The organism is Pseudomonas sp. BMW13 (assembly GCF_013357275.1).
Classification (GTDB): domain Bacteria; phylum Pseudomonadota; class Gammaproteobacteria; order Pseudomonadales; family Pseudomonadaceae; genus Aquipseudomonas; species Aquipseudomonas khazarica.
On the sequence record NZ_SUKD01000016.1, the window covers coordinates 22676 to 36464 of the forward strand.

Annotated in this window: 14 protein-coding genes; 7 read left to right on the forward strand and 7 right to left on the reverse strand. The window is 66.7% G+C overall.

Annotated features, from left to right (window positions below; all coding sequences use genetic code 11):
* Positions 1-110: 110 nt before the first annotated feature.
* The 3 genes from E4487_RS13545 (at position 111) to E4487_RS13555 (ending at position 4089) form a co-directional block, all read left to right on the forward strand.
* Positions 111-629 (forward strand): RNA polymerase sigma factor, encoded by a 519-nt coding sequence (locus E4487_RS13545; RefSeq protein ID WP_037054308.1) that lies wholly within the window; start codon positions 111-113, stop codon positions 627-629.
* Complete coding sequence (locus E4487_RS13550; protein WP_175253607.1) at positions 626-1585, forward strand: FecR family protein; 960 nt, start codon at positions 626-628, stop codon at positions 1583-1585. Before E4487_RS13545 ends, E4487_RS13550 begins: the two co-directional genes overlap by 4 nt.
* Before the next feature lie 80 nt (positions 1586-1665).
* Complete coding sequence (locus tag E4487_RS13555; protein ID WP_175253608.1) at positions 1666-4089, forward strand: TonB-dependent siderophore receptor; 2424 nt, start codon at positions 1666-1668, stop codon at positions 4087-4089.
* A gap of 54 nt (positions 4090-4143) precedes the next feature.
* Here E4487_RS13555 and E4487_RS13560 read toward each other — a convergent pair whose 3' ends face one another.
* Positions 4144-4791, reverse strand: a complete 648-nt coding sequence (locus E4487_RS13560; RefSeq protein WP_175253609.1) for a hypothetical protein — start codon at positions 4789-4791, stop codon at positions 4144-4146.
* Positions 4792-4933: 142 nt separating this feature from the next.
* Between E4487_RS13560 and E4487_RS13565 the strand changes: the two genes are divergently transcribed.
* A complete protein-coding gene (locus E4487_RS13565) occupies positions 4934-5545 on the forward strand; it encodes a LysE family translocator (RefSeq protein WP_134678283.1) in 612 nt (203 codons plus the stop codon).
* Complete coding sequence (locus E4487_RS13570) at positions 5545-6735, forward strand: benzoate/H(+) symporter BenE family transporter (protein WP_037054316.1); 1191 nt, start codon at positions 5545-5547, stop codon at positions 6733-6735. Before E4487_RS13565 ends, E4487_RS13570 begins: the two co-directional genes overlap by 1 nt.
* A gap of 55 nt (positions 6736-6790) precedes the next feature.
* Here the strand turns inward: E4487_RS13570 and E4487_RS13575 are convergent, their stop codons facing one another.
* The 5 genes from E4487_RS13575 to E4487_RS13595 all read right to left on the reverse strand — a co-directional run bounded on the left by E4487_RS13575 (position 6791) and on the right by E4487_RS13595 (position 11739).
* The gene (locus E4487_RS13575) at positions 6791-7693 is read right to left on the reverse strand and encodes a bile acid:sodium symporter family protein (RefSeq protein WP_037054318.1); all 903 of its coding nucleotides are present in this window, start codon (positions 7691-7693) and stop codon (positions 6791-6793) included.
* Between the two features lie 111 nt (positions 7694-7804).
* Positions 7805-8566, reverse strand: a complete 762-nt coding sequence (locus tag E4487_RS13580) for an SDR family oxidoreductase (protein WP_175253610.1) — start codon at positions 8564-8566, stop codon at positions 7805-7807.
* A 139-nt stretch (positions 8567-8705) separates the two neighbouring features.
* Positions 8706-9407: an orotidine-5'-phosphate decarboxylase gene (gene pyrF, locus E4487_RS13585; protein ID WP_037054323.1), complete on the reverse strand. Its 702-nt coding sequence runs from the start codon at positions 9405-9407 to the stop codon at positions 8706-8708.
* Positions 9408-9550: 143 nt separating this feature from the next.
* Positions 9551-10468, reverse strand: a complete 918-nt coding sequence (locus E4487_RS13590; RefSeq protein WP_175253632.1) for a response regulator — start codon at positions 10466-10468, stop codon at positions 9551-9553.
* Positions 10465-11739 (reverse strand): sensor histidine kinase, encoded by a 1275-nt coding sequence (locus tag E4487_RS13595; RefSeq protein WP_257229428.1) that lies wholly within the window; start codon positions 11737-11739, stop codon positions 10465-10467. Before E4487_RS13595 ends, E4487_RS13590 begins: the two co-directional genes overlap by 4 nt.
* 209 nt (positions 11740-11948) lie before the next feature.
* Between E4487_RS13595 and E4487_RS13600 the strand changes: the two genes are divergently transcribed.
* Together E4487_RS13600 and E4487_RS13605 are read left to right on the forward strand one after the other, a co-directional pair.
* Positions 11949-12116, forward strand: a complete 168-nt coding sequence (locus tag E4487_RS13600) for a DUF2897 family protein (RefSeq protein WP_080756935.1) — start codon at positions 11949-11951, stop codon at positions 12114-12116.
* 99 nt (positions 12117-12215) lie between these two features.
* Positions 12216-12974: a CPBP family intramembrane glutamic endopeptidase gene (locus E4487_RS13605; RefSeq protein ID WP_175253611.1), complete on the forward strand. Its 759-nt coding sequence runs from the start codon at positions 12216-12218 to the stop codon at positions 12972-12974.
* Here E4487_RS13605 and E4487_RS13610 read toward each other — a convergent pair.
* Positions 12925-13743: an ABC transporter substrate-binding protein gene (locus tag E4487_RS13610; protein WP_047584322.1), complete on the reverse strand. Its 819-nt coding sequence runs from the start codon at positions 13741-13743 to the stop codon at positions 12925-12927. The genes E4487_RS13605 and E4487_RS13610 overlap by 50 nt on opposite strands.
* Positions 13744-13789 lie beyond the last annotated feature (46 nt).

Consider the following 13789-nt stretch of genomic DNA (forward strand, 5'->3'; position numbering starts at 1 on the left):
CCTTCTGCAACCATCCATCGCCGATTTGACGCAGCGATTGCGTCATGGCCGCCTCCTCTGCGAACATATGCGAATCATTATCAACTCAACTTAGATCTCGCGAGGGGCGTGTGTCGGTTCAGGACTCCAGCAATCAGCAGTTGGTCGGCCTGCTCTACCGCGATCACCGCGACTGGCTGTTCGGCTGGCTGCGCAAGAGCCTGAACTGCGCGCAACGCGCGGAAGACCTGAGCCAGGACACCTTCGTCCGCCTGCTGGGGCGCACCGAGCTGCACAGCCCACGCGAACCCCGCGCCCTGCTCACCACCATCGCCAAAGGGCTGCTGGTCGACCAGTTCCGACGCAATGCCCTGGAGCGCGCCTACCTGGATGAGCTGGCACTGGCCCCCGAGGCCGTGCAACCCAGCCCGGAAGAACAGGCGCTGGCCCTGGAGCAGCTGGCGGAGATCGATCGCCTGCTCGGTCAGCTGTCGAGCAAGGCGCGCGCGGCATTCCTCTACAACCGCCTGGACGGTCTCGGCCATGCCGAGATCGCCGAGCGTCTGGGGGTCTCCCCTTCCCGCGTGCGCCAGTACCTCGCCCAGGGCCTTCGCCAGTGCTATGTCGCGCTGTATGGGGCACCGCAATGAGCCAGGTTTCGGCTCGCGCCCTGGATGAGGCGATCGCCTGGCAGCTGTGTCTGGGTTCGGGCAATGCCAGCGAGCAACAGCACCGCGAGTTCGCCAGGTGGCTGGCCGCCCACCCCGAGCATGGCCTGGTCTGGCGCCGCCTCGGCGGGATCGATCAGCAACTCGCTGCGGCCAACACGCCCCTGGCGCGCCGTGCGCTGCTGCAAGGCGGCATCAACCGCCGACGCAGCCTGCGTCGCCTGGGCGGTGGCACCCTCGGCCTGCTGCTTGCCGCCGGCGTCGCCCTGACCCTGCTGGCCCAGCAGCGCCCGCTGGACGACTACCTGGCCGACTATCACACCGCCAGCGGCGAGCAGCGCGACCTGTTGCTCGCCGACCGCAGCCAGGTGCGCCTCAACAGCCGCAGTGCGCTGGACGTGGAGTTCGACGCCAAAGAGCGTCGCCTGCGCCTGCGCAGCGGCGAGATCCTGATCCAGACGGCCAAGGGCGATACGCGCCCGTTCATCGTCGAGACCGAGCAGGGCCGCCTGCACGCGCTGGGCACGCGCTTCCTGGTGCGCCGCGAAGGTGCGGCGACCGAGCTGATCGTCCTGCAGTCGGCCGTCGCCGCCAGGCCGCGGGCGGCCACCGAGGAACGCATCATCCACAGCGGCGAGCAGGTGCGCATGGACCGCCATCACCTGAGCGACAGCTCGCCCGCGCCGGTCGGCGCCGACGCCTGGAGCCGCGGCATGCTGGTGGCGGACAACCTGCCGCTGCAACAGCTGATCGACCAGCTGGGCGAATACCGCAGCGGCTACCTGGGCCTCGATCCGAGCCTGAGCGGCCTGCGCATCAGTGGCAGCTTCCCGCTGCACGACAGCGACAAGGCGCTGGCCGCCATCGCCCTCAGCCTGCCCGTGCAAACCGAGCGGCTGGGCCCCTGGTGGACTCGCGTGGTGCCCCGGGAAAAATAGTTTTCCCTCCCCCTGTCACTTTTTCGTTCTGCTTCGGCAAGAAGGCATTGAGATACATTAACTCTTAGGAGACGTTCGCAATGTCCTTCCGCCCTGCTCCGTTCCGCCACACACTGCTGGCCCTGACCGTCGCCTGCGCCGGCCATGCCGGCCTGGCCCACGCCGAAGCCTATCAGTTGCCGGCAGGCCCACTGGCGCCGACGCTCAATCAGATCGCCAGCCAGGCCGGCGTGACCCTGAGCATCGACCCGGCCCTGACCGAGGGCAAACGTTCGGCGCCGGTCAGCGGCGACTACGAAGCCCTCGACGCGCTGAACCAGGCGCTGCGCGGCACCGGCCTGCAGCTGCAGGAACGCGGCGGTGCCTACAGCCTGACCCCCGCAGCGGAAGCGGCGATGGCCCTGCCGGACGTGACCGTCACCGCCAGCGAGCAGGCGGCCGAGCACGCCCTGGGCCCAACCCGCGGCTACCTGGCCAACCGCACGGCCACCGGCACCAAGACCGATACGCCACTGCTGGAAACCCCACGCTCGATCTCCGTGGCCACCCGCGCGCAGATGCAGGATCGCAAGGTGCAGAACCTCGACGATGCCGTGCGCTACATGCCCGGCGTGATCGCCAGCAGCTACGGCAGCGACAGCCGCGCCGACTGGATGAAGATCCGCGGCTTCGAACCGATCCAGATGCTCGATGGCCTGCCGCTGCCCAAGGGCAGCTACACCATGGCCAAGCTGGAAACCTGGAACCTGGAGCGCGTCGCCGTGCTGCGCGGGCCGGCTTCATCGGTCTATGGCCAGACCCCGCCCGGTGGCCTGGTCGATGCCGTCAGCCGCCGGCCGCAGGCCGAGAGCAGCCATGAGGTGCAGGTGCAGATAGGCAACTACCAGCACAAGCAGATCAGCTTCGACAGCACCGGCAAGATCGACGATGACGGTCGTTTCCTCTACCGCTTCAGCGGTGTCGGCCGTGACAGCGGTACGACCGTCGAGCATATCGACGATCAGCGCTTCAACCTGGCGCCGAGCCTGACCTGGAACATCGCCGACGAAACCAGGCTGACCCTGCTCGGCCAGTTCAACCGCGACGATACCGGTGGCACCAGCCAGTTCCTGCCGTTGCAAGGCACCAAGCTCGATACGCCGGCCGGCAAGGTCGACTACAACAAGAACCTCGGCGACCCCGACTGGGAGTTCTACGACAAGACCTTCTATGCCCTGGGCTATGCCTTCGAGCACCGTCTCGACGACATCTGGCAGTTCCGCCAGAACCTGCGCTACAGCAAGCTCGAACTGGACAACCAGATCATCACCGCAGGTGGCTGGTCCGGTGCGGTCAGCGATGACGGCAGCGTCAGCCGCGGGGCCAACGTGTACGACGAGAACATCAGCCATTTCGCCGTGGACAACAACTTCCAGGCCGACTTCAGCACCGGCGCGCTGGATCACACCCTGCTGCTCGGCCTGGATTACCTGCGGGTGAATACCGACTACCGCTGGCTCTACGGCAGCGCACCGAGCAGCAACATCATCACCCCGATCTACGGCCGGGACTTCAGCGGCGTCACCTACGGCGCCTTACAGGACTACAACCAGAAGCGCCGCAACACCGGCCTCTACCTGCAGGATCAGATCGCCCTGGACGCCTGGCGCCTGACCCTCGGAGGGCGCTGGGACCGACTGGAAACCGACTCGGTGTTCCACAACGCCAGCGACGCCAAAGACAGCCGCCGCGACAGCCAGTTCAGCGGCAACGCGGCGCTCAGCTACGTCTTCGACAGCGGTTTCACCCCGTACCTCTCCTATGCCGAGTCCTTCCAGGCCGAAGCAGGCGGCATGGTAAACGCCGGCGCTGGCACCGGAGAAGCCTTCCAGCCCAGCACGGGCAAGCAGTACGAACTGGGCATCAAGTACCAGCCACCTGGCAGCGACATGCTGTTCACTGCCGCAGTTTATGACCTGAAACGCCAGAACATCATCACGACTAACACGCTGGGGGCCAGCGAGCCCGTACGTGAAGTAGAGGTTCGCGGCCTGGAGCTGGAGGCCACCGGCAACATCACGGAAAACCTCAGCCTGACCGCTTCCTACACCTATACCAACAGCAAGATGATCGATACGGCTGATCCTCGAGACGAGAACCGTGCCCTTCCTCTGGTTCCGGAGCACCAAGCTTCGATCTGGGCTGACTACGACTGGACTCAGGGCGTACTGGCCGGCTTTGGCGTCGGCTTTGGCGCTCGCTTCGTCGGCTCCACGGACAACATCGCGGTCGGCAGCATGGGTTTCGTGCGCGACGCCTCCGACGGCCACAGCAGCGCCTACACCGTCTACGATGCCGTCGTGCGCTACGACCTGGGCCAGCTCGATAGCAGCCTGCGCGGCGCCAGTGTGTCGCTCAATGCCAGCAACCTGTTCGACAAGGAGTACCTGGCCACCTGCGACGGCTTCTACTGCTATGCCGGCGACCCGCGCCGGGTCACTGCCAGCCTCGACTATAAGTGGTAGGCAGGCACGCCACCGGGGTCGCCCAGCGGGCGGCTCCGGCCCTATGCAACACCCTCAGTCAACCTGCTCCGGCAACTCGGCCGCCGCACTGAAGAACACCCACATCAGCGCCACTCCGGCACCGAGCAGGGGCAGCACGGCCAGCAGCGCCAGTATCACGCTGGCCAGCATCACCCCGCCGACGATGTCGAGCCAGGCCATCACCTTCAGCGCCGGATAAGGGCATGCCACCTTCAGCAGGCGAATCCCCAGCCAGGCGGTGCAGGCGCCCATCAGCGCCAGCAGCAGCATGTAGCCCAGCGTCGGCCAATCCAGGGCGGTGAACAGCTGCTCGCCGAATGCGCTATCCGCCAGTTCCAGCGACACCGTCACCAGCAGCAGGCTCCAGATCGGAGCCGCCAGATGCCGGGCGGCGAAACGTGCCTCGGCGAACGCCTTGAAGCGCAGCAGCAGGTAGCAGCCAAGCAGCACCAGCATCAGGCTCAACCAGCCGATGTAGCTCTGCAGCCGCTGCGCCTCGCGCTCATCCAGCCATGCGCCGGCCAGGGTCAGGCCGACCACCAGGGCATTGGCCAGCACCGCCACCAGCGCCAGCCAGCCAAGCACGCGCAGCTGGCGGGCGCTCCAGCCCGGCAGTGGCGCCCCCCCACGACGGTCGAGCAATTCCACCTGCGGTGCGCTGTAGGGATTGTCCGGCTGCATCACCCTGCCCCTGTTCGACGATGGCTGCAGGCTAACCAGCCAGGTCCCGCTTGAACAGACTGTACGGTTCAACCCAGGCGTGGCTGTATCGCGACTTCATGCCGGCAGCGCAATAGGCTTTGCCAGTCACCGGAGAACAACAATGACGCCCGAACTCCTGCTCGCCTTCATCACCTTCGCCTTCGTCACCTCGGTGACGCCGGGGCCCAACAACATGATGCTGCTGGCCTCGGGCGTGAACTTCGGCTTGCGCCGCAGCATTCCGCACATGCTCGGTATCAGCCTGGGCTTCATGCTTCTGGTGACGGCGACAGGGCTGGGCCTTGGCCAGCTGTTCGAGCGCGTGCCCGTGCTGCACGAGGTGCTGCGCTATGTCGGCGCCGCCTACCTGCTCTACCTGGCCTGGAAGATCGCCCAGTCCGGCGCACCGCAGAGCCGCGAGAACCCGACCGCGAAGCCCTTCACCTTCCTCCAGGCTGCCGCCTTTCAGTGGGTCAACCCCAAGGCGTGGATCATGGCCATCGGCGCGATAACCACCTATACGCCGCAGGACGGTTTCTTCAGCAACGTGCTGCTGATCGCGGCGCTGTTCGCCCTCGTCAACTGCCCCAGCGTGGGCCTGTGGACGGTGGCCGGCAGCCTGCTGCGCAACTGGCTGGACAATCCGCACCTGCTGCGCGCGTTCAACATCGGCATGGCCCTGCTGCTGGTCGCCTCGCTGTATCCCATCCTCGTCGACACTGGAATGTTCTGATGCAAGATGTCGCCCCTACCCGTCTGCGCCCGCTGGCGGACACCTCCACTTCGGCCGTGGTCGCCGGCTTCATCGCCATGCTCACCGGCTACACCAGCTCCCTGGTGCTGATGTTCCAGGCCGGCCAGGCGGCAGGCCTGAGCGCTGGCCAGATATCCTCGTGGATCTGGGCCCTGTCGATCGGCATGGCGCTGTGCTGCATCGTCCTCTCGCTGCGCTACCGCGCGCCGGTGATGATCGCCTGGTCCACCCCGGGCGCCGCGCTGCTGATCACCAGCCTGCCGCAGGTGTCCTACGGCGAAGCCATCGGCGCCTACATCCTCGCTTCGGGCCTGATCCTGCTGATCGGCCTGACCGGCACCTTCGATCGCCTGATGCGCCGCATCCCTGCCTCCATTGCCGCCGCCCTGCTGGCCGGGGTGCTGTTCAAGATCGGCCTGGAAATCTGCGTGGCAGCCGAGCAGCAGCCTACTCTGGTGGTCGCCATGCTGCTCGCCTACCTGTTCGGCAAGCGCCTGTGGCCGCGCTACGCGGTACTCGCCGCGCTGATCGTCGGCAGCCTGCTGGCCGGCCTCTTCGGCCTGCTCGATTTCAGCGGTTTCGAACTGCAGCTGGCCACGCCGCAATGGACCACGCCGAGCTTCTCCCTGGCTGCGGCGATCAGCATCGGCATCCCGCTGTTCATCGTCGCCATGGCCTCGCAGAACCTGCCGGGCATGGCCGTGCTGCGTGCCAATGGCTACGACGTACCGGCCTCGCCGCTGCTGACCAGCACCGGCCTGGTGTCGATCCTGATGGCGCCGTTCGGCAGTCACGGCATCCACATGGCCGCCATCAGCGCCGCCATCTGCGCCGGCCCGGAGGCCCACGAAGACCCGCACAAGCGCTACACGGCGGCGGTCTGGTGCGGTGTGTTCTACGCCATCGCCGGCCTCTTCGGCGCAACGCTGGCCTCGCTCTTCGCCGCCCTGCCGGCCGCGCTGATCCTGTCCATCGCCGCGCTGGCGCTGTTCGCCTCGATCATCGGCGGCCTGACCCAGGCCATGAGCGAACCGAACGAGCGTGAAGCGGCGCTGATCACCTTCCTGGTCACCGCCTCGGGCATGACCCTGGCGGGCGTCGGCTCGGCATTCTGGGGCATCGTCGCCGGCCTGCTGACCCTGGCGATCCTCAACGCCGGCAAACGCTGAGCGGGCTCAGGCGCACCCGCGAGGGGCCCTCATGGAGCCCCTCGCTTTGCCGCGGCTACGCCCCGTCGCCCTGAGCCACCGGCTCGACCAGCTCAGCGCCGTGTACGCGGTTGACCCACAGGCCGAACAGCGCCGCCGTGACGAACATGATCAGGCTGTAGATCGCCGCCGGAATGGCCATGGTCGGGTTGTTCAGCAACGCCGGGCTCAGCGCCAGCGCGATGGCCAGGGTGCCGTTGTGGATACCGATCTCCATGGCGATGGCGATGGCCTGGCGCAGATCGAGCTTGAGCAGGCGCGGCACGCAGTAGCCCACCGCCATGCTCAGCAGGTTGAAGGCCAGCGCCGCACCACCCACCGCCGGCGCGTACTCGACGAAGGTGCGCCAGTCCTTGGCCACCGCCAGCAAGATGATCAGCAGCAGGAACAGCGCCGAAACGATCTTCACCGGTTTCTGCATGCGCTCGGCGAAGTGCGGGAAACGGCTGCGCAGCCACATGCCGATGGCAACCGGACCGAGGACGATGGCGAACACCTGCACCACTTTGGCGAACTGCAGCGGAATGGCCTGGTCGGCGGACATGAAGTGCGCCAGCGACAGGTTGACGATCAGCGGCATGGTCAGGATGGCGACCACCGAATTGACGGCGGTCAGGGTGATGTTCAACGCCACGTCACCATGGGCCAGGTGGCTGTAGAGGTTGGCCGTGGTACCGCCCGGCGAGGCCGCCAGTAGCATCAGGCCGACGGCCAGCGCCGGCGCCAGGCCGAACAGCTTGGCCAGGAAGAAGCAGGCCAGCGGCAGCAGGAGCAACTGGCAGGCCAGGCCGATCAGCACCGGCCGGGGAAACTTGGCCACGCGGGCGAAGTCGGCCAGGCTCAACGACAGGCCCAGGCCGAGCATGATGATGCCCAGCGCGGCGGGAAGGAAAAGCGTCAGCAAGGGATCGGCGGTCATTATTGTTATCGCTCCTGTTCAACCTGGCAGGATTCTGCGCAGTCAGGACCACCGCTGACAGTGGCCCTGCGTGCCAAGATTCGCCCGTGATCGCCTCCCGCGCGGGTGCGATCAGATCGCCGTGGCGCCACCGTCGACGGCCAGGGCCTGGCCAGTGGTGAAGCCGGCGTGATCGCTGCACAGGTACAGCACAGCCGCGGCGATCTCTTCCACCTTACCGATGCGCCCGACCGGATGCATGGCGGCGGCGAACTCGGCCTTGCGCGGGTCGGCCTCGTAGGCACGACGGAACATGTCGGTGTCGATCACGGCGGGGCATACCGCATTGACGCGCACCTTCTTCTTCGCGTACTCCACTGCCGCCGACTTGGTCAGGCCGATCACCGCGTGCTTGGAAGCCGCATAGATGCTCATCTTCGGCGCCGCCCCCAGGCCCGCCACCGACGCCGTGTTGACGATGGCGCCGCCCCCCTGGGCCAGCAGGAGCGGTATCTGGTGCTTCATGCACAGCCACACGCCCTTGACGTTGACGCCCATGATCGCGTCGAACTCGGCCTCGTTGCCGTCGGCCAGCTTGCCCTGCTCGATCTCGATACCGGCATTGTTGAAGGCATAGTCCAGGCGGCCGTACTGGCTCAGGGTCGCCTCCATCAGGGCCTTCACCTCGGCATCGCGGGTAACGTCGCAGCGCACGAAGCAGGCGTCACCACCGGCGGTACGAATCAGCTCGACGGTGCCTTCACCGCCAGCCACGTCGACATCGGAAACCACCACCTTGAGCCCTTCGGCGGCGAATGCCTGGGCGGTGGCGCGGCCTATGCCGGCCGCGGCGCCGGTGACCAGGGCGACCTGGCCGGAGAACGTCATGCTCATGTCTGCTTCCTCGCAACGATTCTTGTTGAATTGGCGAGGAGTCTAGCCAGACGGCTGGGCGCAGAGCAGCACTATCAGGCTCTGGAGTGACAGGTCATGCAGGGCGCTGATGGCGTGGCGCCCTGGGTCGGCGCGCGGCTCAGCCCTGCAGTTCGGCGACCACGGCGGCCAGCGCCTGCGCCGGGTCGGCGGCCTGGCTGATCGGACGACCGATCACCAGGTAGTCGGAGCCGGCATCCAGCGCCTGACGCGGGGTCAGAATGCGCTTCTGGTCGTCGGCACTGCTGCCGGCCGGACGAATGCCGGGCGTCACCAGTTGCAGGCGCGGCTGTTCGAGCTTGAGCGCCGGCGCCTCCTGCGCCGAGCAGACCAGGCCATCGAGCCCCGCTTCGGCAGCCAGGCCGGCCAGACGCAGCACCTGCGCCTGCGGCGCTACGTCCAGGCCGATACCGGCCAGGTCCTGCTGCTCCATGCTGGTCAGCACGGTCACGCCGATCAGCAGCGGCTTGGCGCCAGCCAGCTTGTCCAGTTCGTTGCGGCAGGCCGCCATCATGCGCAGGCCGCCGGAGCAATGCACGTTGACCATCCACACGCCCATCTCCGCCGCCGCCTTGACCGCCATCGCCGTGGTGTTCGGAATGTCGTGGAATTTCAGGTCGAGAAACAGCTCGAAGCCCTTGGCCTGCAGCGCCTCGACCACTTGCGGGCCGCTGCGGGTGAACAGCTCCTTGCCGACCTTTACCCGGCACAGCGCCGGATCGAGCTGGTCGGCCAGCGCCAGGGCGGCGTCACGGCTGGGGAAGTCGAGGGCGACGATGATGGGGGTTTGGCAGGCAGGCATGGGACGGCTCTCGGGCTGGGTCAAAAACGCCGCGCATTGTAGCGCAAAGCGACCGGGCGCTGGAGCAGCACGCAACCCGGCGCCACCGCAGAACGCGCTCGCCTGCCGCAGGCCGCGGAGGGGGCGCGGCCGACGGCATGCAATCAGGCGATCAGCCGCTCTCGCAGGCGCCCGAGCATGCCCATCAGGCTGCCGACCTTTTCCTGCTCACGCTCGTCACGCGGCACCTCGGCCAGGCGGCTGACCACCTGCTGCGGCTGCGCGCGCCAGATCGCCGCCTGTTCGGCGGCAGCCTTGAGGCCCTTGTCGAACAGGCCACGGCGAATCGGCTTGGGCAGGTAGCGAAAGATCTGCGCCTCGTTGACCAGGCGCAGCAGGGCCTGGGTGTCCTGAAACGGCGTGACCACCAGGCTGAGCAAGCGCGGGTGGGCCTGAGCCAGGGTCTTGAGCAGCGGCGCGGTGTCTTCGCCGGCAAGCTTGAGGTCGCCGACCAGGATATCCACGCGCTCGTTGTTCAGTTGCAGCATCGCCTCGGCGAGGTTGCGTGCACGCAGCAGGCGATGCCCCCCGGACACGCAGAACTCGCCGACCACGGCGAGGGTGTCGGGCTCGTCGTCCAGCAACAGCAGCGAGAGCGGTGCGCTCAGCTGTTCGTGGGTAGTGGCAAGCAGCGGCTGGGCCTGACGCACAGCCAGCTCGGCGGCCTGGCGCAGGGTGAAGGCCATTTCCTGCTGATCCCAGGGCTTGGTCAGGTAGCGGAAGATGCCACCGTTGTTCAGTGCTTCCACCGCCGCATCCAGATCGGAGTAGCCGGTCAGCAGGATGCGCAGGGTGTCCGGTGCGATCTCGCGCGCCTCGGCGAGCAGCTGCGCCCCGCTCATCTGCGGCATGCGCTGATCGCTGACCAGCACGTGGATGTGCTCGTCGCGCAGGCGCTGCAGGGCGCGCAGCGGGTCGCTCTCGGTCAGCACCTCGTAGTGACGCCGGAATTGCAGGGCGAGGCTGCGCAGAATGCGCTCTTCATCGTCGACGAACAGTATGCGAACGGGTGCGGACATCAGGCGCTCCTTTTCATGGCGACGGTGACGGGCAGTGGCAGGCTGATCAGGAAACGCGTGCCGCGTCCCGGTTCGGAGGCGACACGAATCTGGCCGCCGTGGTCCTGGATGATCTTGTAACTGATGGACAGGCCCAGGCCGGTGCCCTGCCCCACGGGCTTGGTGGTGAAGAAGGGATCGAAGATCTTCGCCAGGACCTCGGCCGGCATGCCGCTGCCGTTGTCCTGCAACGAGACGTGAACACCCTGCTCGTCCGCCCAGCTGCGAATCTGGATGCGCCCGACCCCGTCGATGGCCTGCGCCGCGTTGGTCAGCAGGTTGAGCAGGACCTGGTTGATCTGCGAGGGCGCGCAGGCAACGCGGGGCAACTCGCCGAGCTGCTGCACCACCTCGGCCTTGTCCTTGATGTGGTTGCGGGCGATCAGCAGCGCACTGCGGATGCAGTCGTTGAGGTCGACCTCTTCGCTCATGGCCCGGTCCAGGCGGGCGAAGTCCTTCAGGCCGACCACCAGTTCGGCGATCTGTTCCAGGCCATACAGGGTGTCCCCGTAGAGCTGCTGTAGGTCCTCGGCGAGCAGTTCCGGGGCCGCCTGCCGGCGCGCCTGTTCGGCAGCCTGCAAGGCCTCGCCCAGGCGCGCTTCGTCGCAGCCGGGATCGTTCAGGCACTGGCCCAGATGAGCCTGGGCCGCGGCCAGATCGAACAGCGGCGCGCTGAGCTCACGCAGCAGCTGCACGTTGTTCTTCACATAGCCCAGCGGGGTATTCAGCTCGTGGGCAACACCCGCCACCATCTGCCCCAGCGAGGCCATCTTCTCCGACTGCAGCAGCTGCGCCTGGGACTCCTTGAGGTCCACCAGCGCCTGGCGCAGCACGCGATTGCGCTGCGCGACCCGCGCCTCCATGGCCTTGAGCAGGTCGAGCACGGTACCCAGGCCGCAGTAGTGGCCCTGGCCATCGATGAGGATGAAGTCCTCGGTGATCGGGTACTGCAACTGCGCCGTGACCTGCTTGGCCGCCTCTTCCAGGCCGGCCTCGAGCGAGACGATCAGCGGCGCGGGATTCATCACCTCGCCCACCGGGTGGCGCCCGCGCAGGTCGCGGCCGAAGCGCTGCATGAAGATGTCCTGCAAGGTGGCGCGGCTGACCAGCCCCAATGGCAGTCCCTGGTCATCGACCACCGGCAGGGAAAGAAAGGCGCGGTGCTCGGCCGCCAGGAACAGGTCGGCCACCTCATTGATACTCATCGACGCTGCGAGTGGTTCGACCGCTCGCATCAGCGATTGCAGCGCTCTGGCTTGAGTCACGAACAGCCTCCCCCAGCTGTCTGAAAGTCGCCATTCAAACAGCGCCAAGTTGCCATCATGTGACAGAGATCACGATCGCACCCGTGCTTCAGGCGCAGCCGAGCGCCGTCGGGGCGCCCGCCTGACAACAGACAGCCGAGCGCGTATGGTGAAGGTCCATCCCCCGAGAGGAACCGTCCATGCCCTGGTACGCCTGGCTCATCCTGGTTATCGCCCTGGGCTCCATCGTCGGCAGCCTGCTGATGCTGCGTGACACGGCGAAGAAACTGCCGTTGACCGAGGAGCAGCTCAAGCGCATTCACGAGCGCAATGCCGAACAGGACGCCAAGGACAATCGCGAACGCTGAAGCGGCGACTCATCGACCTGCCGCGACAGACTGGAACGGGGACGCCGAACGGCTCGCCCACTCCTGCTAGACTGCGCCCCTCGTTCACGAGGAGGCGCCATGCCCCTGCACCTGCGCTTGCTGATTCCAGCCTTCACCCTGGCGCTGGGTTTCGCGACGGGTTTCATCCAGCCGATCGGCCTGCTGCTCGGCGCGCTGTTCAGTGCTGCCGTGCTGCTCGGTCATCGATCACTGCCAAACGGGCCGTGGGCCATCCTGGTCCTGCTCGGCGGCATTGCCCTGGCCGCGCACCTGTTGCCGGGCTTCAGCGCATGGCCGCTATGGGAGCCGCGCAAACTGAGCCCTGACGCGGCACCTTACGCGCTGCGCCTGTCCTGGGACAAACTGCTGGTGGGCATGACGCTGCTGGCCTGGTGGCTGGGGCAACCCGGCAAGCCGGCGCTCTCCTGCACGCGCGCCGGGCTGGTCTGCATCCTCACGCTGCTCGCCGTGCCACCACTGGCCATTGCCCTGGGCCTGGTCGCCTGGCAGCCGAAATGGCCAGATGGGCTCTGGCTGTGGCTGGCGGTCAATCTGGGCGTTGCGGTGGTGGCCGAGGAACTGCTGTTCCGTGGTGTGCTGCAGCCCGCCCTGACCCAGCGCCTGGGCACATGGCCGGGCCTGCTGCTCACCGCCGCCCTGTTCGGCGCGGCTCATTTGCCGTTCAGCGCGCTATTCGCCCTGCTGGCTGCCGTGGCCGGTCTCGGCTACGGCCTGGCGTTCCACTACAGCGGGCGCCTGAGCCTGGCGATCGCTCTGCACGCTGCGGTCAATCTTCTGCACGTGCTGCTGCTGAGCTACCCACTACGACTGGCATGACGGCGATGCGATACGGCGAGAAGATCCGCTCGAGCTCGCCCTTGGCCCGTAGTCGCTCGAGCAAGGCGGCGAACGCCTCGGGGCTGATCGGCGAGCCGGCACGGACCATGGCGTGATGGTGGTAGACCTGATCGATGCGCTCTGAAATCAGCAGCGCGCGGGCATGCTCGCGGTTGCGCTTGATGAAGTCGTAGAGGTTCGAACGGGTGACCAGCGCAATGTCGGCACGGCCGCGCAGGACCATCAGCAGGTTGCTGTCATGGGAATGGCCGAGGTTGGCGTTGTAGGTCCGGGTCAGGAATTCAGGGTCGCTGTTGAAGTCGGCGAAGCCGTAGTGGTAACCACGGTAGAGGGCCAGGCGCTTGCCCTGCAGCTGATCGAAGTAGTCCTGGCCACGCAACTCCTCGTCCCGCGCGACGAACAGCTCGGCATCCTCCAGCCCCATGTCGACGGCCGTGGCATCGATGTCCTGCCAGCCCCAGCTGGGGTTCTCGAAGATCGCCATGTCGATGCGCCCGCGCTGCAGATCGCCGAAACGCCGCACGATGGCCGTGGGCAGCATGGTGAAGTGATAGTCGCTCTGTTCCTGATTGAGGGCTTCGAGCAACTGCGGCAGCAGCCCGGTCGACTCACGCGCATTGGATTTGTCGACATAGGGAGGGAAATGCGCACCGCCGACCTTGACGGTCTCGGCTGCGGAAACTGCACCGACGAGCAACAGCGAGACAGCACTCAGCCATCCGTGAATCCAGCGCCGCGAATGCCGCATGTCGACTCCCCAAAAAAATCCTTCTTCTAGTTGTGGTGCAGCCTAC